Consider the following 20,966-nt stretch of genomic DNA (forward strand, 5'->3'; position numbering starts at 1 on the left):
TTCCATGGCGCTAGCTCACGTCCTGAACGGGCATGACGACGCGAACGAGGATCGCCGGATCATCCTGCGGCCAGTCCACGTCGGCATCGAGCTGACGCGACAAGGCCTTCAGGATGGTTCCCGAAGCACCATCCTGCGCCGCCCGCTTTTCCTCCACGCTGAAGGCGTCGTCGGAGATCTGGAACAGCAGGGCGCCGTCGCGCAGGCGAAAGGCGAGCTTCAGCTTGCCGTGCCGATCCTTGTAGGCATGGGTCAGCGCGTTGACGACGATCTCGTTGAAGAGAAGCGCCATCGGCGCTGCCTTGGCGGCCTCGACCTCCACTTTCTCGATCTCGAATTCCGGCGTGATCCTCACCCCTTGAACGGATGCCGCCAGCTCCTCGCACAATCCTCTGGCAAAGCGGGAGGCATCGAAGCGCATCGTTCCCTGGCCGTCGTAGAGATCGCGATGGGCCGCCGCGAGCGCCTGCATGCGCTCCTTCATGCGTCCGAGCACCTTGCGCACCTGCTCGTCCTGCGCCTGCCGCGCCTCGATGGCGATCAGCGACAGCAGAAGCTGGAGATTGTTCTTCACCCGATGATCGAGCTCATGAAGCAGCGCGGTGCGCTCGTCGAGCGACGTCTCGAGCGCCTCCTGCGCCCGCCGCTTCTCGTTGCGCTCGCGCGCCTCCGCCAGCGCCCGCAACACGATGGGCGGCAGGCGGTCGAGCTTGTCCTTGAGCACGTAGTCTGTCGCGCCGCGCTTGAGCGCCTCGACGGCGACCTCTTCGCCGAGCGCTCCTGAGACGAAGACGAAGGGGATGGCGGGCGCGAATTCGCGCGCGATGTCGAGTGCGTTGAGGCCGTTGAAGGCCGGCAGGAGATAATCGGCGAGGATCAGATCCCAGGGCTCGCCGCGAACGGCATCCGTGAATTCCCCGGCCGACACGACGCGTTCAAGGGTGACGCGAAGATCGGCGTCGCGCAGCACTTCCGTCACCAGTTCGGCATCGAGCGCGCTGTCCTCCAGGAGGAGGATGCGCAGCACCCGATCGGACGAAGTGGCGGGAGCGCGGTCCATCGGCGCTCCTATGGTCCGTTGGGCCGCGGCGGCGGTTCGTTGAGGATGGCCCAGAACACGCCGAGATCCTGGATCGCGTCGAAGAACTCGCGAAAGCCCACCGGCTTGACCACGAAGGCGTTCACGCCGAGCTCGTAGCTGCGCACGAGATCGCTCTCCTCGCGCGACGATGTCAGCATGACGACCGGCGTCTGCCGCAAGGCGGGATCGGCCTTGACCTTTTCCAGCACCTCCAGCCCGTCGACCTTCGGCAGCTTGAGATCGAGCAGGACGACCGCCGGGTCGATGGTGTTGCGGTTCGCATGCGCTCCGCGGCGATACAGGAAATCGAGAGCCTCCTCGCCGTCGCGCACCACGACGACCTCGTTGGCGAGCTGGCTCTGCTCGAGGGCAGCCAGCGTCAATTCGAGATCCTTCGGGTTGTCCTCGACCAGAAGAATCGGTTTCAGCTCCGCCATTCACGCGGCTCCTTCATTGTGATTCGGCAGGGCGACGAAGAAGGTTGCGCCGCGATCGGGCGCCCCTTCGGCCCAGGCCCTGCCTCCGTGTCTCTCGACAATGCGGCGAACGTTGGCCAGCCCGATCCCGGTTCCCTCGAATTCCTCGACCCGGTGCAGACGCTGGAAGACGCCGAACAGCTTGTCGACGTATTTCATATCGAACCCGACGCCGTTGTCCCGCACGAAAAAGATCGTCTCCCCATCCCGCCGCTCGGAGCCGATCTCGATGCGGGCCTTGGTCCGGGTCCGGGTATATTTCACGGCGTTGTCCAGCAGGTTTTCGAAGACGAGCCGAATCAGCACCGGATCGGCCTTCACCGGAGGCAGATCCCCGATATCCCATTCGATGTGACGCTGCGGCATGTTCGCCAGCAGCCGGTGGCGGATCTCCTCGACGAGCGCCGTCACATCGACCGGCCGGGGCCTGAGGGCGGTGCGGCCCATATGCGAGAAGCGAAGCAGGTTGTCCACGAGGGTGCCGGCCGTATAGGCCGAGTCGATGATCGTGTCGACGTAGCGCCTGCCCTTCTCCGACAGGTCGCCTCCTTCCTGCTTCTTCAGAAGCTCGGAGTACCCGACGATATGCCGGAACGGCGCGCGAAGATCGTGCGAGACGGAATAGGAAAACGCCTCCAGCTCCTTGTTGGAGCGGCGCAGCTCGTCGGAAAGCGCCGCGAGCTCCTCGGCCCGGCGCAGCACGATGCCAACGATGGCGTTGCGCAGTTCCTTGACCGCCTCGATCTCGCTTTGGTCCCAGGGCAGCGAATGCTCGCGCACGGTTTCCTTCCAAATCTCGAAGGAGCGCCGGGGATGGAGCCGGATGCTGCCCGCCTCCTCCTCAACCGCCTTCTGCGGATTGCCGCTCCATTTGACGGTCTGGACGACTTCGGGCCGGAACCAGAGCACGTAGCTCGCATGGGCCTTCGAGATCGAGATCGACACGAGGCCGCTCGCCCTGTCGGCAAAGGTCTTGGCCGGAGGATAGACCTGCGGCAGGCGGTCGGTTGCGAACACGTCTTCCTGATGATGCTCGGACAGCCATGCGAACAGCGCCTTGACCTGTTCCTCGTCCGGTGCCCGCCCGAGGCACCAGCAATGATCCTGCGTCAGGACCGCCGCTCCTTCAGCGCCGGCAAGCAGCATCAGATCCGCGGGATGGTTCACGAGGCCGGCGATGAAATGGTCTTCCGCCGCCATATGGGCGAGAAGCCGCGTCTGGACGGTGCCGAGACGCAACCGGTTCTCGGCGAGAGCCGTGTTCTCGCGCGCCTCGAGCTGGAGCGAGAAGATCTGGGTGAGAAAATCGCAGGCGTTGCGCACCTGCAGCGATACCCGCTTCGGCTCTTTGTTGTGGCAGGAGATCAGGCCCCAAAGATCGCCGTCGCGCAGGATCGAGATCGACATGGAGGCGAGCGTCCCCATGTTGCGCATGTATTCGAGATGGACCGGCGACACGCTGCGCAGCACGGAATCGCTCAGATCGAGAGGATCGGGACTCCGCGACTGGATCGGCACCGGCACGTAATTGGCGTCGGGGATGATGCGCTGCCGGTTGCGGCGGTAGAGCTCGCGGGCCTGCGCCGGAATGTCGGAGGCGGGAAAGCGCAGATCGAGATAGGACGGCAGGACCTCGTTGCGGTCCTCGGCGATCACGGTGCCGTTCCACTGCGCGTCGAAGCGATAGATCAGGACGCGGTCGAAACCGGTCATGCGGCGGATGTCCTGCGCCGCGAGGTGGCACAGCGTATCGACGGTCGAGGCGCCCTGCAGCTGCTCCACGAACCGGCGCAGCGTCGGATAGAGCACGTCGAGGCCGGAGGCGGCGTCCCGGGGCGGCGCTTCCAGCTCGATCACCGCGCATTCACCGGACCGGGAGATCGCAGCCTCGTAGGCGCCGACGCCGTCCCGCGTGTCGAGGCGGATCGTGCGAAGGGTCCGGGTGCTCCCGCTCGGCGGCGGATCGGCGAGATCCGCTTCGAATTCCCTGCTCAGCGCCGGCAGGGCCTGCGCGAAGGGCTGCCCGAGGGCGGAGCCAGGATCGACGCCGAGGGTCCCGGCGATGTTGGCGCTGGCATAGGCGATCGTCCGGTCGGACAGCCTGATCGCGAGCAGCATCCCGTGCGGCTGGACGCTGCCCGGGATATGGATCGGCTCCCGCGCGCAGGCATCGAGATCGAGATCTTGCATCTGCTGGGTCATCGGGCCTCGCACAGCCAGTCATGCATGACGTCGAAAGTCTTCTGCGCGGAGGCGACGATGAGATCGTCCGCTTCCGGCGACGACGCCTCGAGAAGAACCGCGCCGAAGGATTTCCACATGGCGGCGGTCTCGCGGCCGTAGCTGCGGAAATAGGCGCATCCGGTTTCGGCCGTCAGCCCGAGCTTGCGTTCCACCTCGCGCGCGATGATGGCACCGCCGAGCGTCGAGCCCTCGACCACGTACATGCTGCCGAGAACCGCTTCCGGCGCAGGCAAGGGCATGAGCGGGCTGCATTGCGGCAAGGCCTCGATCTCCTCGGGCTCGAGCCCGAGGGCCGCAAGATCCTTTTCCAGAAGCTGCGTCTTGCAGCGGCTGCGAAAGAAGGAATGATCACGCGCCACGTCAGCGGCATCGCTTTCCCAGGCCCTGTGAAAACCGTAGAAGCGGCTCAGCAGATCCCGATAGGCGTCGCGCGACGCGATCCGGCGGTCGAGATCGATGGCGGCCTCGATCCTGTCATGGGCGGGGCGGGTTTCGATCTTCAGTCGTTCGAGCAGCGTCATGCAACCTCGTCCACAGGGCGGCCGAGCCGCTTGGCAACGGCCCGTTCCGCGATTCCCATTCCGTCGTGGATCAGAACGGCGAGCAGCGCAACCACCAATCCGCCCTGCAGCACGAAGGCGACGTTGTTGGACTGAAGGCCGGCGATGATCACCTCGCCCAGACCCTTTGCCGCAACCGTCGACCCGATGGTGGCGGTGCCGAGACCGATGATGACGGAGAGGCGGATGCCGGCGAGGATAACCGGCAGGGCGAGCGGCAGTTCCACCTGGAGCAGACGCTGGCGCGCATTCATGCCCATGCCCTTCGCGGCTTCGAGCGCCTGGGGCGGCACCTCCGAGAGCCCGGCCAGCGTGTTCTCGAAGATCGGCAGGAGGCCATAGAGGAAGAGCGCGATGAAGGTGGGCTTTTCGCCGAAGCCGACGAGGGGCACGGCGATCGCCAGCACCGCGACGGGCGGAAAGGTCTGGCCGATATTCACGAGGCTGCGCGACAGCGGCAGGAATTCACTCCCCGAGGGCCGCGTGACGAAGATGCCGAGGCCCACGGCGAGCACGGTGCTGGCAAGGGTGGCAAGAAACACCGTGCGCAGATGCGACAGGGTGAGCGCGAGGAGACTGCCGTGATTGTAGATCGCCGGCGCATCGTTCACGGTCAGCGGCTTGAAGACGAAGGCGAAGAGCTGCGGCGCCGTGATGAAGGCGACGAGCAGGATCAGCGCCGCCGCGCGAAAGGTCAGGGCTCGCGCGCTCATGCGGGCAGCCGCCCATGGGCGAGGATCCGCTCGACGGTGATCCGTCCGACGGCTTTGCCCGATGCGTCGATGACGGGGAGCGCATCCTTGCCGAGCGCGATCAGGCGCGCGAGCGCATCGTGCAGCGTCGTGGAGAGAACGAGCGCCTCGCCCTCCGCGTCGCCGGGCTCCAGCGCCTCCTTGACCCTGGTCAGGGACAGGAGGCGGAACGGCCGCTCCGCCGTTCCCGTGAGCTGCTCGACGAAAGGCTCCGCCGGATGCGTGAGCAGCTCGGCCGGCGCCGCATATTGCAAAAGCCGCGCCTGATCCATGACGGCGATGCGGTCGCCGAGATGGAAGGCCTCGTTCATGTCGTGCGTGACGAGAACGATGGTGGCGCCGAGGCGGCGCTGGATCGCCAAGAGATCGTCCTGTGCCTTGCTGCGGATGACCGGATCGAGGGCGCCGAAAGGCTCGTCCATCAAAAGCACCGCGGGTTTTGCGGCAAGCGCCCGCGCGACGCCGACCCGCTGCTGCTGCCCGCCCGAGAGCTCATGCGGAAACTTGCCCGCGAATTCCCCCGGATCGAGCTGGAAGAGGTCGAGCAGCTCGTCGACGCGGGCCGCGATTTTCTTACGGTCCCAGCCGAGAAGGCGCGGCACGGTGGCGATGTTCTGCGACACGGTGCGATGGGGAAACAGCCCATAGGCCTGGATGACGTAGCCGATGCGGTGGCGCAGCTCGTCCTCCGGTATCGACAGGGTGTCCCGGCCGTCGATGAGCACACGTCCCGAACTCGGCTCGACGAGGCGGTTGATCATGCGCAGCAGGGTCGATTTGCCCGCCCCCGACGTGCCGACGACGACCGCGATGGTGCCCTCCTCGACCCGCAAGGACACGTCGTCGACGACAATGGTTTCGCCGTAGCGCTTGGTGAGATGCTCGATCTCGATCATGTCGGGCCTCGCCGCGTCAGGTCGATGATCGCATCGAACACGATGGCGGTCGCGAAGGACAGCGCAACCGTGGGAAGGGTGCCCAGAAGCACGAGGTCGATGGCGGTCTGGCCGATGCCCTGGAACACGAAGGTGCCGAAGCCGCCGCCGCCGATCAGGGCCGCCACCGTCGCAAGTCCGATATTCTGCACGAGCGCAATGCGGATGCCGGCCAGGATGACCGGAAGAGCCAGCGGAAGCTCGACCTGCCACAGGCGCTGGCGCGGCGACAGGCCCATGCCGCGCGCGGCATCGGTGACCGCCGCAGGAACCTGGTTCAAGCCCGTGATCGTGTTGGCGACGACCGGCAGCAGGGAATAGAGGAAGAGCGCGATGAAGGCCGGCGCCGCACCGATGCCGCGGATGCCCAGAGCCGCCGCGAGCGGCACATGCGTCGCGAGATAGCCGAGCGGCGCGATGAGGATGCCGAAGAGCGCGATGCTCGGGACCGTCTGCACGATGTTGAGAATCTGCAGGATCGCCGCCCTTAACCGTCGGACACGGTAGGCGAGGATGCCGAGCGGCAGCCCGACGAGGCAGGAAGCCGCCATGGAGCCGAAGGCGAGCCACACATGCTGGCGCGCCTCCTGCCAGAAGCTGTCGGCGCGGTTGGCGTATTCCTTGAGCAGCGAAAGGTCGTTCCAGGCCCCGGACAGCAGCAGGAGCGCGATGGCACCGGCCGCCACGGCGATGGCCGCGAGCCGCACCCACGGTCCGAGGCGCAGGCGGGTGAGCGCATCGGCCGCGAGCAGGGCGAAGGCAAGGGCGAGCAGCCAGAAGCCGAGGCCGGGCGAGACGCGGGCAAAGGTGTTGCCGAGCGGCGTGACGAAAGTGGCCGACCATCCGACGATGGGAACGACTGTGGCGAGCCCAAGGATTGCGGCTGCCAGGCGCGGCAGCGGATTGCGCAACAGGGCCGCACAGAGCGCGACGCCGATTCCGGTGAGGATGATGCCGAGCGCGCCCGCCGGCGGCAGCGCCGCCGTCAGCATGCGCCCCTCGCCGGCCACGATGCGGTTGGCGCGGTAGACGACGAAGGGCGACGCGAACAGCGCGACGCCGATGAGAACGGCGATCACGCTGCCGAGCCGATCGAGCGACAGGTGCGGACGCAACGAGGACATGCCGGACGCGGTGGGTCGAGACGAGATCGTATTCACAAAGCTGCCGGCCCTTATGACACCACCTATATCTTGAGAACCTGGCCCATCAATCTCTCGCCTCATCCTGAGGAGCCACGAAGTGGCGTCTCGAAGGAGGATCCAGAGAGCACTGGAGACGCCCTCGTCCTTCGAGACGGCCTGACGGCCTCCTCACGATGAGGGCTTTGAGGGCGGAAACCCTTTGTGAGCCAGCATACGAGATCGAAACCTCAGATCACTTCAAAAAGCCCTTGGTTTTCAGATAATCCGTCGCCACGGTCTTCGCCGGCTCGCCGCCCACCTGAACGCGGGCGTTCAGCTGCTGCAGGGTGGCAAGATCCAGAGAGGCGAAGATCGGCTTGAGGATCTCGGCGATCTTCGGATTCTCCTTCAAAACGGATTCGCGAACGATGGGAGCGGGCGCATAGACGGGCTGCACGTTCTTGTCGTCCGCCATCACCACGAGGCCTGAGGGCGCGATGCCGCCGTCGGTGCCGTAGACCATGGCGGCGTTGGCGCCGCTGGTCTGTTCCGCCGCCGCCTTGATGGTGGCCGCCGTGTCGCCGCCGGAGAGCACGATGAGCTGATCGGGCTTCATCTTGAATTCATAGGTTTTCTGGAAGGCCGGGAGGGCGGCTTCGGAATTCACGAATTCGGCCGAGGCCGCCAGCACCACCTTGCCGCCCTTGGTGACCCACTGGCCGAAATCGGACATGGATTTCAGCTTGTTGGCATCGGCCGCATCCTTGCGCAGGGCAATGGCCCAGGTGTTGTTGGCGGGAGCCGGATCGAGCCAGATGATCTTGTTGCCATCGAAGTCGAGCTTCTTGGCCATCTCGTAGCCCTTGGCGGCATCCTTCCAGACGGGATCGTCGGCCTTGTTGAAGAAGAACCCGGCATTGCCGGTATATTCGGGATAGATGTCGATCTCGCCGGCGGTGATCGCCTTGCGCACCACCGGGGTCGCGCCGAGCTGGATCCTGTCCTGCGTCTTGATGCCGTTGGCATTGAGGGCGAGCAGGATGATGTTGCCGAGAACCGAGCCCTCCGTATCGATCTTCGACGAAACCACCACATCGGCCTTGGCCGTGGTCGCGGCCGCCAAACCGAGGGCGAGGGCAAAGGTGAGGGACTTGAGGACGGTCTTCATGCGAACCCCCTTGAGGAACTGTGCCCCGGTGTTTTTAGGACAGTTCGCCCGTTTAGGCAGGGGGGCCCCGGGAAGAGTCCGGGCGGGGGATAAAAAGATCGCGTGAGGGAGCGCCAAAAACCCGCCGAAGGAACCCTCATCCTCCGGCGGGGACGACCCTTTTTGGACGCTCGGGGGCCTCTTAAGCGCTCAGGGTCGTCGGAGGCTCCTGCGCGATGGTGAAGCGGACCTGGGCCTGGGGCCGGTGATCCTCCGAGAGGCTGCGCCAGGTGCGCTCGGCCTCGTTGCGGCTCTCGAAGGGGCCGACCACCCGCTCGGTGCCCTGAACGATGGTGTCGCAGTCGCAGGAGGTGTACTCGCCGCCGACAACCCAGAAACGTGACTTGGTCATGATCGATCTCCGTTGGTGCAAGGTTTGAGGTTTTCGAGTTTCACTCGGCGGCCTGAAGCTTGGCCGAATTCTGGAACTGCGCGGTCTCGGTCGATTCCGCCATGGCCGTGGTGGAGGACTTGCCGCCGGTGATGACCACCGACACCTGGTCGAAATAGCCGGTGCCGACCTCGCGCTGGTGACGGGTGGCGGTGTAGCCCTCGGCTTCCGCCGCGAACTCGGCCACCTGCAGTTCGGAATAGGCGCCCATGCCGCGCTCGCGGTAGCCGCTCGCCAGATCGAACATGCCGTAATTGAGCTGGTGGAAGCCCGCCAGCGTCACGAACTGGAACTTGTAGCCCATGGCGCCGAGCTCGCGCTGGAACCTGGCGATGGTGGCGTCGTCGAGCTTCTTCTTCCAGTTGAAGGAGGGCGAGCAGTTATAGGCTAAAAGCTTGCCCGGATAGCGCTTGTGGACGGCCTCCGCGAACTTTCTCGCATCGTCGAGATCCGGGTGCGAGGTCTCCCACCACAGGAGGTCGGCGAGCTCCGCATAGGCCAGGCCGCGGGCGATGCAATGGTCGAGGCCGGTGCCGTCCTTGAGGCGGTAAAAACCTTCCGGCGTGCGGCTGTCGGGCTCGATGAACGGGCGGTCGCGCTCGTCCACGTCCGAGGTGATGAGCTTGGCCGATTCCGCATCGGTGCGGGCCATGATCAGGGTCGAGGTGCCCATCACGTCGGCGGCGAGGCGCGCGGCGATGAGGTTGCGCTCATGGGCCGAGGTGGGGATCAGCACCTTGCCGCCGAGATGGCCGCATTTCTTCTCCGAGGCGAGCTGGTCCTCGAAGTGGACGCCGGCCGCGCCCGCCTCGATATAGGCCTTCATGATCTCGAAGGTGTTGAGCGGGCCGCCGAAGCCCGCCTCCGCATCCGCCACGATCGGCAGGAACCAGTCGCGCTTCGCCCCGCCCTCCGCGTGCTCGATCTGGTCGGCGCGCTGGAACGTGCGGTTGATGCGCCGGCACAGCTCGGGGCCGGAATTGGCCGGGTAGAGCGACTGGTCGGGATACATGGCGCCGGCCACGTTCGAATCCGCCGCCACCTGCCAGCCGGAGAGATAGATCGCCTCCAGTCCCGCTCTCGCCATCTGCATGGCCTGGTTGCCGGTCATGGCGCCGAGCGAATGGACGTAGGGACGCTCGTGCAGGAGCTGCCACAGGCGCTGCGCCCCGCGCTCGGCAAGCGTGTGCTGGATCTGCACGGAGCCCCGCAGACGATCGACGTCCGCGGCCGAATAGGGACGGCGGATGCCATCGAAGCGCCCCTCGGGAGCGGAGGGGATCAGGTTGGCGGTCGAGCCCGGAATAGTCTCGGTGGTCATGTCTCATCCTTCTTTACATTTCTTGACAAAACCTGCCTTCGAGCCAGAATTGTTGCAGAGCAGCAGGACGTCTTGTTCTCATTAACCCTCGACGAAGCCCTTGTTTCAACGCTGGATTTGTGAAGAAAAGTCGCCCTGTAAAGCTTTGACAACACACGCTGTGTAAACTTGTAAAAAGATTTACAACATGGATGAGAGCAGAAAGCTTTTCGTCGGCCCCCGCCTGAAGCGCCTGCGGCGCGAGCTCAATCTGAGCCAATCCCGCATGGCCGAGGAGCTCGGGTTATCGCCGAGCTATCTCAACCTGATGGAGCGCAACCAGCGCCCGATCACGGCACAGGTGCTGATCCGCCTGGCCCATGCCTATTCCCTCGACCCGCGGGAATTCGCCAACGACGACGACGGGCGCATCGTGTCGGACCTGGAGGAGGTTTTCGCCGATCCGCTCTTCCGCTCGACGCCGGTCGCGCGTCTCGAACTGCGCGAGGCCGTGGAGAGCGCTCCCTCGCTGGTCGACGCCATCAACCGCCTCTACCGAGCCTATCAGGCCCTGCGCGGCGCCCGCGAGGCGGTGACGCCGAACTTGAGCGATCGCGACCGGGCCGAGGGCGCGCTGCAGGTCAACCCGGTCGACCGGGTGCGCGAGCTGATCCACGATGCCCGAAACCATTTTCCCGAACTGGACGAGGCTGCCGAAGCCCTCGCCTCGGACCTTGCCGCGACCGGCCACGAGCCGTTCTTCGCCATCGCCGAGCGTCTGCACGCCCGGCACGGAATCCGGGTGCGGGTGATGCCCGTCGACGTGATGCCGGATTCATTGCGCCGCTACGACCATCACCGCCGGCAGCTCTTGATCTCCGAACTGGTAGATCCTTCCGGCAGGACCTTCCAGGCCGCCTACCAATTGGCCTTCGCCGAAATGCGCGAGACCATCGATGCGCTCGCCACCCGCCTGGAGCCCGTCGACGGGCCGGCGCGGCGCCTCCTGCGGGTCTCGTTCGGCAATTACTTCGCCGGCGCGCTGATGATGCCCTACGGTAAATTCCACGCGGCGGCGGAGGCGCTCGGCTACGACGTCGAGGTGCTCGGCGCCCGCTTCGGCGCGAGCTTCGAGCAGGTGGCGCACCGGTTGACGACGCTCGCCCGCGCCAATGCCCGCGGCATCCCCTTCTTCCTGGTGCGGGTCGATTCGGCCGGCAACGTCTCGAAGCGCTTCTCCTCCGGCCGCTTCCCGTTCTCGCAGTTCGGCGGCACCTGCCCGCTCTGGAACCTGCACTCGACCTTCCGCACACCGGGTCAGGTGGCGACCCAGATCGTCGAGCTGCCGGATTCCTCGCGCTGGTTCTCCATCGCCCGCACGGTCAGGCGCGCCTTCAATCCCTGGGGCGCTCCCGATCCGCAATTCGTGGTCGGCCTCGGCTGCGAGCTGAAATATGCCCACCGCCTCGTCTATGCCCGCGGCCACGACCTCGCCTCCGCCGACGCCACGCCCATCGGCATCAATTGCCGCCTGTGCGAAAGGGCCGCCTGCCCGCAGCGCGCGGCGCCGCCTTTGATGCATGCGCTGATCGTCGACGAGATGAAGCGCGGAATCTCGCCGTTCGAGTTCGACGCGACCTGACATCAGGCTCGCAAGCGCTTGGGAAGCGGGTCGTCGAGCCAATGGTCGAGGAAGCGGTCGAGCCAGCGGGACACGTGCGGATCGTGCTGGAAGCGCCCGGCCAGCTGCCGGATGCGGTCCTGTGCGCCGGGCATGCGCAGGCGCTCCTCGGCCATCACCGTCCAGCGGCACATCATGGCGTGCGTGACTTCCGGATGGAACTGCAGGCCGAAGGCTTTCTCGCCGGACCGGATCGCCTGGGTCGGAAAGTCGTCGCCGGTCGCCAGGGTCTCGGCCCCGGTGGGGCAGTCGAAACCTTCCCGGTGCCAGTGGTAGACATGGCTCGGCCAGGGAACGCCCCAATCCTCGCTCAGAGTCTGGCCCGCCTGCGTCGGCAGCAGTGGATAATAGCCGATCTCGGCACGGCCCTCGGGATGGGCCCAGACGCGGGCGCCGAGATGCTTCGCCATCATCTGCGCCCCGAGGCAGAGGCCGAGATAGGGCTTGTTCTCCTTGAGCGCCACGCCGATCCAATCAATTTCGGCCTTCACGAAATCGTCAGGATCGTTGGCGCTCATCGGCCCGCCGAAAATCACGGCGCCCGCATGACCGGCCAAAGTCTCCGGCAGCGGATCGCCGAAACGGGGACGGCGGATATCAAGGGGATAGCCGCGCTCCCGAAGCAGGCGCCCCACCCGCCCGGGCGTCGAATGCTCCTGGTGCAGGACGACCAGGATTGGTGCCTTGGGGGCTCGCCTAGGCATGGCATCGCTCCGAAGGGCGGATTTTCGGGATGTGACGGGGGCAGTCGCGCGGGATCATGGATCGATTATTCAGGACAAGGCCCGCCCTCCGCAAGGGGCTCGAGGGAAAGGAGCATGAAGGAAGGCGACCCTTTCCGGCGGCCATGCGTTATTGACCCGAAGAGGCTGGGCAAAAGAGATCAGCCCTCTAAATAGCCCTCGGAACGATATCATGGATCGGCCGCGGCGCGGCGTTCTTTTGCATGGATGTGCAAAGATGATAGAACCCTCTGATTCCTACGCATGACGTCCAAGGCATTCAGGGCATGTCTCCCCCGTTCTGCGGAAAACTCCACCGGCGTCCAGCGCGACAGAAAGAGAAACCGTGACCGACAGCATAAGCGAAGGTGATCTCAACGGCCTGCGGATCCTCGTTGTGGAGGACGAAGCTGCGATCTCCCTGCTCCTGGAGGACATGCTTCTCGATTTCGGCTGCGAGGTGATCGGCCCGGCCGCCCGCCTGTCGGCAGCCCTCGAGGCGGTGGGCCGTGAACAGGTCGATCTGGCGATCCTCGACGTGAATGTCGCCGGCGAGCCGATCTATCCGGTGGCCGAGGCTCTGGCGCAGCGCTCGATCCCCTTCGTGTTCTCCACCGGCTATGGCAGCGCCGGAATCCGCGACACCTTCCGCGACCGCCCGGTCCTGCAGAAGCCCTTCGCCCAGCACGATCTGAAGCAGAAGCTTCTGATGGCCCGCACCAAAGCGCCGTAACGGAAGCGATATACGCCGTCGTTCGGAACCGGCGGTCGTCGGTGCCTGGCCTAGATGCCTTCGCGCACCCTGGCTTTAGCGCCGCACTCGTTCATCCTGTGCTGCAAAATCATCGTCCATGATGTGAATCGGCTTTGATCCATTGGTCTTGCTGTTATGTTATTGCAACGTTATAGCAAATGCCGATCGAATAAGCCGCATCCATGCCCGTACGATCATTCAGGCTTCTGGCCGCGACCAGCGCGCTCGTGCTGTGCCTTGCCGACGCGCAGGCGCAGGTCCCCGTGCCGCGCACCACGCCCGCCGCCGGCGCCATCGTCGCCGCCAAGGGCGGCGAGGAGATGCGCTTCGTGCGCGAGGAGCTCTGGCGCTCCGCCCTGATCCAGCAGAGCGTCCTCGGCGGCGACACCTTGCGCACCAACGAGATCGGCAACCTCGCCATCCTGTTCGCCGACCAGACCCAGATCCGCGTCGGCCGCAACTCGACCCTCACCGTCAACGACGTCGCCGGCAGCAATGCCGGCACGACGCAACTGAGCCTGCAGGGCGGCAACATCTGGGCCCGTGCGGCCCGCGGCGGCTCCGGCGTCGACGTCAAGACCCCGGCTGCGGTCGCCGCCATCCGCGGCACCGACTGGTCGCTCTCGGTCGAGGGCGGCCGCACCTCGCTGATCGTGCTCGAAGGCGTGGTCGAATTGTCCAACGCCCAGGGCTCGGTCACGGTGCGCCAGGGCGAGGGCGCCTCCGTTTCCATCGGCCAAGCCCCGACCAAGTTCGTGCTCACCAATTCCAACGATCGCGAGCAGATGCTCTTCTACATGAGCCTGCGCGATACCTTCTCCTCCATCTCCACGTCGCCGCTGACGGGACGCGCCTCGCGCGCCGAGCGCAACCGGGTCGTCGCGCTCGCGCCGGAGGCCCGCAGCGCCGAGGACTGGCTCGTCCTGGCCGAGGTCGCACCTTCCCTCGACGGCCGCGCCGTGGCGACGGATGCCCTCGCCCAGGCCCGCGCCAAGCGCCTGAGCGCTGCGCAGCGCGCCCGCGCCGATCTGGTCGAGGCGGCGCTGCTCGGTTCGCAGCATCGCTGGTCGGAAGCCGCGGCGCTGTTTGCACGAGCCGAGCGCGGCCTCGATCCGAAGCGGCGCATCTTCGCGGCCTATGGGCGCTATGTCGCGCAGTCCCTCGCCGATCCGAAGCGCGTCTATCCGGAGCCCAAGTTCTCGCACAACGAGCCCTTCGCGGCACTGGCTCATGCCCATGTGATCGCCTTCAAGCAGGATCTGCCGGCCGCCGCCGAGGTGCTTAAGGACGCTCGAGAGCGCTTTCCGAACGATGCGCGCGTCGCAAGGAGGGCTGCGCAGGTCGCCCTCACCCTCAACCGGCGCGAGGAGATGCGGGAGGCCATCGCGCAGGCCAAAGCACTGGATCCCGAGGATCCGCGAGTCGTCATCACCGACAGCAGCATCCGTGGCTATGTCGATGGAGAGATCAAGGCCGCGATCGAGGCTCTGCGCCAGGCTGCCGTCACCGCGCCGGGCGATGCCGATATCTGGCATGGGATCGGCCTGCTCGAATTCGACCGCGACCGGCCGCTCGCCGCTGAGGAGGCCCTGCGCCGCGCCATCGAGGCCGATCCGGGCGGCCCCGCCCCGTATGCCAGTCTCGCGCGGGTACTGCTCTACCGGAATCGTTTCGAGGAAGCAGGCGCCCTGATCGACAAGGCATTGTCTCTCGATCCATCCTTCCATACGGCCTACATCACCCGCGGCCTGTACCTGATCCAGAAAGGCGAGTCCGCCAAGGGTCTGGAAGCCATCCTCGCCGGATCCGCCGCCAATCCCGGCTGGTCCTCGGGACTGCTTTTTGCCGCCATCGCCTATTACCAGAACGGGGATGACGAACTCGCCATTCAGGCGCTCGACAATGCGGACCGGCTCGATCCGAACAGTCCATCCGCCGCGAGCTTGCGAACAGGCATAGCCATCGATCAATACCAAGCGGATCAGGCCGTTCTCGCCGCGCGGGAAACTTTGCGGCGCTATCGCCAGCGCGGCGGCGATTTCGCGGGACTCGCGGGGAACAAGGACGGCGGCTCCTACCCTGCTCAGGCTTATCGCTTCCTGAACCTGAACGAGTGGTCGCGCTTCTACGGCGACAGCGTCTTTGATCCGTTCGATGCATCGAGCTATTTCGATCAGTCGGCTGTCCGGAGGCCGGGCATTGTTACGGCAAAGCCGGAGGTTTCCGACATCGAGAGTGGCGCCGGCTTCGATCCGAGAGCACTGAACCTTGCACTCCAGGGCCTCTTCTTCGACCCCTTGGCCGTCGCCGGCCCCATTGGACGCGCCGATTTCATCCGGCGTCCCTTCCTGGACGCGCAAGTGGGCGCAGCCCTGCTGCACCATAACGGCAAGTTCGGTTGGGGAGCCGATGCGAATGTCCAAGGCTTCTCCAACGAGCCGCTTCCCGTAGCCTTCAACCTGACCGCGGGCCGCATCGGGGCGAACGGGCGCGATCTCATCGATCGGGAGAATGCCGATAACGGCTCCTTCTTCATCGGTACGACGCCCACGCCGGCAGACCGCTTCCTCATCTTCGGCACGGCGGCAAACGAGAAACCTGCGATTGCTCAAGCCGTCACCGAGTACAGCGTCACCGATTTCATACAGAACGGCACCGCCGCGTTCGGCGGCGCCGGCTGGAGCCACAGCTTCGGCGATCGCAATGTGCTGACGGCCGCAATCTTCGGAACCAATACGATCGATCGGCTTCATCAGAACGGCTTGGAAACCTTCGACTACAGCCCGTTTCTCGGCCTCATTGCGTATTCCTGGACACGGACTCGTGTCGAAGGGAGTTCAGCCGCCCTCTCTCATATGATCGGGCTCGGCGATGTAACGCTTCACTATGGTTTGGAGGCGCAGCGGGGACGCTCTGTATCACGCTTCGTGGGCGAAGGTTGCTACTACAATTTTACCACTCGGGAATGCGAGGAATTCGTCGATACCGACAGGCTGACAGTCTCCAATTTCGAGGCGACCCGTCTTTACATGGATGCGTTCTGGCGTCCGTCTAACTGGTTCGAGGCCCAGGCCGGCATCGAGCGCAGCACCTTCGAAGCGAATGATGATGGCAATCATTCCGTCTCGCCGCGCATTGGAATTGGCATTGTGCCCTTGGAAGGCCATTGGCTCCGGGCAGCCTTCCGAGGGGACTCGAAGCAGCCGATTCCATTCACCTTGGCTCCCGTAACGACTGTCGGTCTAGTTCCCAATGACCTGCCTGCCGGATTTGGTGGACAGGTGGAGACCTTGGCTCTTCGATGGGATGCGGAGTGGTCACCCTATGTGTTCACCTCGGTCGAGTATCAGCGCCAGAACGCGGAAGACCTGAACTTGCCGATTGCTTACTCTCTTGACAGCATCGGCATCGGAGAAGCGCGCATCGACCGCCTCGCGGCGACGGCCAATTTGTGGCTGACGCACGGCATCGGCGCGTTCGGCACGATCGGCACGATTTCGACGCAAGTGCGCGCGGGCGAGGCGCGAGGCGCCGACGTCCCCTTCATGGCCGGCAAGTTCGCCCGCGCAGGCATGACCTTCGTTCATCCGAGCCGGCTCAAGTTCACGCTCGCGGGTACCTTCGTTGGCGATATCGCCGGCAATCTTGCGGGCCGCGAGATCGACGATTACTGGACCGCGGATTCGGCACTCACCTGGGAGACGCCGGACCGGCGCCTGCTTTTCGGCCTGAGCATACTCAATATCCTCGATGAGTATTACGAGTTGGCGCCGGATACCAAAGGACCCGGGCGTACCTTCGAGGCGAGCCTGAAAGCCAGATTCTGACGGCGAGCGGCCTCGACAGGTTCTCATTCAAAAGCGCCAAGCTGGAACGGCATACCTCCGAATGGACGCTCTCTCGGAGTATGTTCTTTGCCGATTTCCCTGCAAGCGTATCGCTTCTGTGGCGCGAATGCCGCAATCGTTCACCCTGTGCCCCAAAGCACATCCTGCCTTGTGTAAATCGGCTTTGATCCTGCGCTCTTGCTGCTAAGGTGAAGTAACGTTAGAGCAGGTATCCTTCCGACCCCAGCCGGTTTCCCCATGCCCGTACGATTTTTCAGGCTTCTGGCCGCGACCAGCGCGCTCGTGCTGTGCCTTGCCGACGCGCAGGCGCAAGCCCCCGTGCCGCGCACCACGCCCGCCGCCGGCGCCATCGTCGCCGCCAAGGGCGGCGAGGAGATGCGCTTCGTGCGCGAGGAGCTCTGGCGCTCCGCCCTGATCCAGCAGAGCGTCCTCGGCGGCGACACCTTGCGCACCAACGAGATCGGCAACCTCGCCATCCTGTTCGCCGACCAGACCCAGATCCGCGTCGGCCGCAACTCGACCCTCACCGTCAACGACGTCGCCGGCAGCAATGCCGGCACGACGCAACTGAGCCTGCAGGGCGGCAACATCTGGGCCCGCGCCGCCCGCGGCGGCTCCGGCGTCGACGTCAAGACCCCGGCCGCGGTCGCCGCCATCCGCGGCACCGACTGGTCGCTCTCGGTCGAGGGCGGCCGCACCTCGCTGATCGTGCTCGAAGGCGTGGTCGAACTCTCCAACGCCCAGGGCTCGGTCACGGTGCGCCAGGGCGAGGGCGCCTCCGTTTCCATCGGCCAGGCCCCGACCAAGTTCGTGCTCACCAATTCCAACGATCGCGAGCAGATGCTCTTCTACATGAGCCTGCGCGATACCTTCTCCTCCATCTCCACGTCGCCGCTGACGGGACGCGCCTCGCGCACCGAGCGCAACCGGGTCGTCGCGCTCGCGCCGGAGGCCCGCAGCGCCGAGGACTGGCTCGTCCTGGCCGAGGTCGCACCTTCCCTCGACGGCCGCGCCGTGGCGACGGATGCCCTCGCCCAGGCCCGCGCCAAGCGCCTGAGCGCTGCGCAGCGCGCCCGCGCCGATCTGGTCGAGGCGGCGCTGCTCGGTTCGCAGCATCGCTGGTCGGAAGCCGCGGCGCTGTTTGCACGAGCCGAGCGCGGCCTCGATCCGAAGCGGCGCATCTTCGCGGCCTATGGGCGCTATGTCGCGCAGTCCCTCGCCGATCCGAAGCGCGTCTATCCGGAGCCCAAGTTCTCGCACAACGAGCCCTTCGCCGTCCTCGCCCATGCCTATGTGGTGGCTTTTCGGGAAGATCTGAGCGCGGCGGCAGATGTGCTGAAGGGCGCGGAAAAGCGCTTTCCGAAGGATGAGCGCATCGCGGTGATGTCGGCGCAGATCGCCTACGCCCTCAACCGGCGCGAGGAGATGCGGAACGCCATCGCCAGGGCCAAGGCCATCGATCCGGATGACCCCGAGGTGATCGCCGCCGACAGCAACATCCGCGGCGACATCGACGGCGAGGTGAACGCGGCGGTCGAGGCGCTGCGCCGCGCCGCCGTCACCGCGCCGGGCAATTCCAATGTCTGGAACAGCCTCGGCCTGTTCGAGTCCGACCGCGACCGGCCGCTCGCTGCGGAGGAGGCCCTGCGCCGCGCCATCGAGGCCGATCCGGGCAGCCCCGCCTCCTATGCCAATCTCGCGATCCTGCTGCTCGACCAGAGCCGGGTCGACGAGGCGGGGGCACTGATCGACAAAGCCCTTTCTCTCGATCCCGCCTTCAGCGTGGGTTATATCGCCCGCGGCCGCTACCTGCTGCAGAAGGGCGAATCCGCCAAGGGTCTGGAGGCCATCCTCGCCGGATCCGCCGCCAATCCCGGCCTGTCGCAAGGCCTGCTCATGGCGGCCATCGCCTATTACCAGGACGGCGACGAGGAGCTTGCCGATCAGGCGCTCGACAACGCGGACCGGCTCGATCCGAACGACCCCGTCGTCTCCAGCGTCCGCACGGCCATCGCCATCGATCAGTATCAGGCGGATCAAGCCGTAGAGGCCGCCCGCGAGACCCTGCGCCGCTACCGCCAGCGCGGCGGCGATTTCGCGGGGCTCGCCATCAACAAGGAGGGCGGCTCCTACCCCGCTCAGGCCTATCGTTTCCTGAACCTGAACGAGTGGTCGCGCTTCTATGGCGACCGGGTCTTCGATCCCTTCATCGCCTCGGCCTATTTCGACCAGGCGGCGGTGGAACGGCCCAATCTCGTGCTGGGCCGGCCCGATATCGCCAATGTGGAAAGCGGGGTCGGCGTCGATCTCACGGCGCTGAACCTCACGGTTCAGGGGCTGTTCTTCGATCCGCTTGCCGTCTCGGGCCGCATCGGGCGCATCGACCTGCTTCGCCGCCCCTTCCTCGACGTGGAGATCGGCGGGTCCGTGCTGCCCCATAATGGCCGTCTCGGCTGGGGCGCGGAGCTGAATGTCCAGGGCTTCTCGAACGAGCCGCTTCCAACCTCTTTCGCCCTCACCGCCAGCCGGGGTCAAGCGAATGGGCGCGATCCCATCGATCGCGACGAGGTCAATAACGGCTCCTTCTTCGTCGGCATGTCCCCTTCGGCGGCGGATCGCTTCCTCGTCTTCGGAGCGGGAGCCAACCAGGAGCCGGCACTGGCGCGGATCAGCAACCCAAGGTTTTTCTTCGACGGACGGCAGGACAACACCGCCGTGCTGGGCGGCGCCGGCTGGAGCCACAGCTTCGAGGATCGCAATGTGCTGACGGCCGCAATCTTCGGCCTGAGCGGCCTCGACCGCCGCTATTCGCAGGTCGTGGGTCTTGATCGTCTCGGCGCGCCCGTCGGAAATCAGACCTGGAACCGCACGAGAACCGAGGGCGCCTCAGCGGTTCTGTCGCACATGATCGGGGTCGGAGATCTGACGTTTCACTACGGGTTCGAAGCCCAGCAAGGACGAACCTTCGCCCGAGGAAGCGGTTTCAACTACGTTTTCGATGCCGCTGGCAATCCGGTCAGCGTGACTCCCGATAGCCAGGTAGCCGATGCGGATTTCAGGGGCACGCGTCTCTATGCGGATGCGTTCTGGCGTCCCCTCGACTGGTTTGAAGCAGAGGCGGGAATCGAGCGCAGCACCTTCAAGGCCGGCGATCAGTCGGAAGACGACGCCATTTCTCCGCGCTTCGGCATCGGCATCTCGCCGTTCGAAGGGCAATGGCTGCGCGCCGCCTATCGAGAGGACACGCTTCAGCCCATCGCCTTTACCCTGGCACCCGTGACCACGGTGAGCCTTGTGCCGAACACGCTTCCCACATCGCTCGGCGCGGAAACGAAGACGCTCGCTCTGCGCTGGGATGCGGAATGGTCGCCGAACATCTTCACCTCGGTCGAGTACCAGCGCCAGGATGCGCAGGATCTGAGCCTTCCGATCGCCTACACCTTCGAGTCCGTCGATATCGCGAAAGCACGCATCGAGCGGTTCGCGGCATCGGCCAATCTCTGGCTGACGCACGGCATCGGCGTGTTCGGCACGATCGGCACGATCTCGTCCGAAGTGCTCTCGGGCGTTGAGCGAGGAGCGGACGTTCCCTTCGTGCCCGGCAAGTTCGCCCGTGCAGGCATGACGTTCGTTCATCCGAGCCGCCTCAAGCTCACCGTCGCCGGAACCTATTTCGCCGATATCGCGGGCGCCGATGTCACCGGCACGTTCGTCAATCGCGAGATCGACGATTACTGGACCGCGGATGCGGCGCTGACCTGGGAAACGCCTGACAGGCGCCTTCTTTTCGGCCTGAGCGTGCTCAACCTTCTCGATGAGTATTACGAGCTCGCCACCGACCTCCGCGGACCGGGGCGCACCTTCGAGGCGAGCCTGAAAGCCAGGTTCTGA

General features: G+C 65.5%; 15 protein-coding genes. 4 read left to right on the top strand and 11 right to left on the bottom strand.

From position 1 onward, the window contains the following. Positions 1-10: 10 nt before the first annotated feature. From JKL46_RS19845 to aceA, 10 genes are all read right to left on the bottom strand, one after another. Entirely contained in the window at positions 11-1,060 is a 1,050-nt protein-coding gene (locus tag JKL46_RS19845; RefSeq protein WP_201836317.1) for a sensor histidine kinase, read from the bottom strand. Positions 1,061-1,068: 8 nt separating this feature from the next. After that, positions 1,069-1,518 (bottom strand): response regulator, encoded by a 450-nt coding sequence (locus JKL46_RS19850; RefSeq protein ID WP_201836319.1) that lies wholly within the window; start codon positions 1,516-1,518, stop codon positions 1,069-1,071. After that, the gene (locus JKL46_RS19855) at positions 1,519-3,759 is read right to left on the bottom strand and encodes an ATP-binding protein (RefSeq protein ID WP_201836329.1); all 2,241 of its coding nucleotides are present in this window, start codon (positions 3,757-3,759) and stop codon (positions 1,519-1,521) included. Next, positions 3,756-4,322 carry a biliverdin-producing heme oxygenase gene (locus JKL46_RS19860; RefSeq protein WP_201836331.1) on the bottom strand — a complete coding sequence of 189 codons (567 nt, stop codon included), beginning with the start codon at positions 4,320-4,322 and terminating at the stop codon, positions 3,756-3,758. The genes JKL46_RS19855 and JKL46_RS19860 overlap by 4 nt, the downstream gene beginning before the upstream one ends. Continuing rightward, positions 4,319-5,074 carry an ABC transporter permease gene (locus JKL46_RS19865; RefSeq protein ID WP_201836333.1) on the bottom strand — a complete coding sequence of 252 codons (756 nt, stop codon included), beginning with the start codon at positions 5,072-5,074 and terminating at the stop codon, positions 4,319-4,321. Before JKL46_RS19865 ends, JKL46_RS19860 begins: the two co-directional genes overlap by 4 nt. Then, positions 5,071-6,009 carry an ABC transporter ATP-binding protein gene (locus JKL46_RS19870; protein ID WP_201836338.1) on the bottom strand — a complete coding sequence of 313 codons (939 nt, stop codon included), beginning with the start codon at positions 6,007-6,009 and terminating at the stop codon, positions 5,071-5,073. Before JKL46_RS19870 ends, JKL46_RS19865 begins: the two co-directional genes overlap by 4 nt. Further along, positions 6,006-7,172 (bottom strand): ABC transporter permease, encoded by a 1,167-nt coding sequence (locus JKL46_RS19875; protein ID WP_246529420.1) that lies wholly within the window; start codon positions 7,170-7,172, stop codon positions 6,006-6,008. The genes JKL46_RS19870 and JKL46_RS19875 overlap by 4 nt, the downstream gene beginning before the upstream one ends. A 253-nt stretch (positions 7,173-7,425) precedes the next feature. Continuing rightward, positions 7,426-8,340 (bottom strand): glycine betaine ABC transporter substrate-binding protein OsmF, encoded by a 915-nt coding sequence (gene osmF / locus JKL46_RS19880; protein ID WP_201836343.1) that lies wholly within the window; start codon positions 8,338-8,340, stop codon positions 7,426-7,428. 181 nt (positions 8,341-8,521) lie between these two features. Then, positions 8,522-8,731, bottom strand: a complete 210-nt coding sequence (locus JKL46_RS19885; RefSeq protein ID WP_201836346.1) for a DUF4170 domain-containing protein — start codon at positions 8,729-8,731, stop codon at positions 8,522-8,524. Positions 8,732-8,771: 40 nt separating this feature from the next. Continuing rightward, on the bottom strand, positions 8,772-10,091 hold the full coding sequence (gene aceA / locus JKL46_RS19890; protein ID WP_201836360.1) for an isocitrate lyase: 1,320 nt from the start codon (positions 10,089-10,091) through the stop codon (positions 8,772-8,774). Positions 10,092-10,278: 187 nt separating this feature from the next. On the opposite strand from aceA, the gene JKL46_RS19895 reads away from it, so the two are divergent. Beyond that, the gene (locus tag JKL46_RS19895) at positions 10,279-11,712 is read left to right on the top strand and encodes a helix-turn-helix domain-containing protein (protein ID WP_201836372.1); all 1,434 of its coding nucleotides are present in this window, start codon (positions 10,279-10,281) and stop codon (positions 11,710-11,712) included. 2 nt (positions 11,713-11,714) lie between these two features. On the opposite strand, the gene JKL46_RS19900 is transcribed toward JKL46_RS19895, so the two are convergent. After that, a complete protein-coding gene (locus JKL46_RS19900) occupies positions 11,715-12,455 on the bottom strand; it encodes a glutamine amidotransferase (protein ID WP_201836374.1) in 741 nt (246 codons plus the stop codon). 364 nt (positions 12,456-12,819) lie between these two features. Here JKL46_RS19900 and JKL46_RS19905 point away from each other — a divergent pair, with 364 nt between their 5' ends. The 3 genes from JKL46_RS19905 (at position 12,820) to JKL46_RS19915 (ending at position 20,966) form a co-directional block, all read left to right on the top strand. Then, on the top strand, positions 12,820-13,206 hold the full coding sequence (locus JKL46_RS19905; RefSeq protein WP_201836376.1) for a response regulator: 387 nt from the start codon (positions 12,820-12,822) through the stop codon (positions 13,204-13,206). 203 nt (positions 13,207-13,409) lie between these two features. After that, positions 13,410-17,054: a FecR domain-containing protein gene (locus tag JKL46_RS19910; protein ID WP_201836378.1), complete on the top strand. Its 3,645-nt coding sequence runs from the start codon at positions 13,410-13,412 to the stop codon at positions 17,052-17,054. A 258-nt stretch (positions 17,055-17,312) separates the two neighbouring features. Then, positions 17,313-20,966 carry a FecR domain-containing protein gene (locus tag JKL46_RS19915; RefSeq protein WP_201836380.1) on the top strand — a complete coding sequence of 1,218 codons (3,654 nt, stop codon included), beginning with the start codon at positions 17,313-17,315 and terminating at the stop codon, positions 20,964-20,966.

The sequence above is a fragment of the Microvirga zambiensis WSM3693 genome, from assembly GCF_016735695.1.
GTDB classification, from domain to species: domain Bacteria; phylum Pseudomonadota; class Alphaproteobacteria; order Rhizobiales; family Beijerinckiaceae; genus Microvirga; species Microvirga zambiensis.

Coding starts and splice junctions, on each gene's coding strand:
- JKL46_RS19845 (WP_201836317.1), bottom strand. CDS start 1,060: ATGGACCGCGCTCCCGCCACTTCGTCCGATCGGGTGCTGCGCATCCTC.
- JKL46_RS19850 (WP_201836319.1), bottom strand. CDS start 1,518: ATGGCGGAGCTGAAACCGATTCTTCTGGTCGAGGACAACCCGAAGGAT.
- JKL46_RS19855 (WP_201836329.1), bottom strand. CDS start 3,759: ATGACCCAGCAGATGCAAGATCTCGATCTCGATGCCTGCGCGCGGGAG.
- JKL46_RS19860 (WP_201836331.1), bottom strand. CDS start 4,322: ATGACGCTGCTCGAACGACTGAAGATCGAAACCCGCCCCGCCCATGAC.
- JKL46_RS19865 (WP_201836333.1), bottom strand. CDS start 5,074: ATGAGCGCGCGAGCCCTGACCTTTCGCGCGGCGGCGCTGATCCTGCTC.
- JKL46_RS19870 (WP_201836338.1), bottom strand. CDS start 6,009: ATGATCGAGATCGAGCATCTCACCAAGCGCTACGGCGAAACCATTGTC.
- JKL46_RS19875 (WP_246529420.1), bottom strand. CDS start 7,172: ATGTCCTCGTTGCGTCCGCACCTGTCGCTCGATCGGCTCGGCAGCGTG.
- osmF (WP_201836343.1), bottom strand. CDS start 8,340: ATGAAGACCGTCCTCAAGTCCCTCACCTTTGCCCTCGCCCTCGGTTTG.
- JKL46_RS19885 (WP_201836346.1), bottom strand. CDS start 8,731: ATGACCAAGTCACGTTTCTGGGTTGTCGGCGGCGAGTACACCTCCTGC.
- aceA (WP_201836360.1), bottom strand. CDS start 10,091: ATGACCACCGAGACTATTCCGGGCTCGACCGCCAACCTGATCCCCTCC.
- JKL46_RS19895 (WP_201836372.1), top strand. CDS start 10,279: ATGGATGAGAGCAGAAAGCTTTTCGTCGGCCCCCGCCTGAAGCGCCTG.
- JKL46_RS19900 (WP_201836374.1), bottom strand. CDS start 12,455: ATGCCTAGGCGAGCCCCCAAGGCACCAATCCTGGTCGTCCTGCACCAG.
- JKL46_RS19910 (WP_201836378.1), top strand. CDS start 13,410: ATGCCCGTACGATCATTCAGGCTTCTGGCCGCGACCAGCGCGCTCGTG.
- JKL46_RS19915 (WP_201836380.1), top strand. CDS start 17,313: ATGCCCGTACGATTTTTCAGGCTTCTGGCCGCGACCAGCGCGCTCGTG.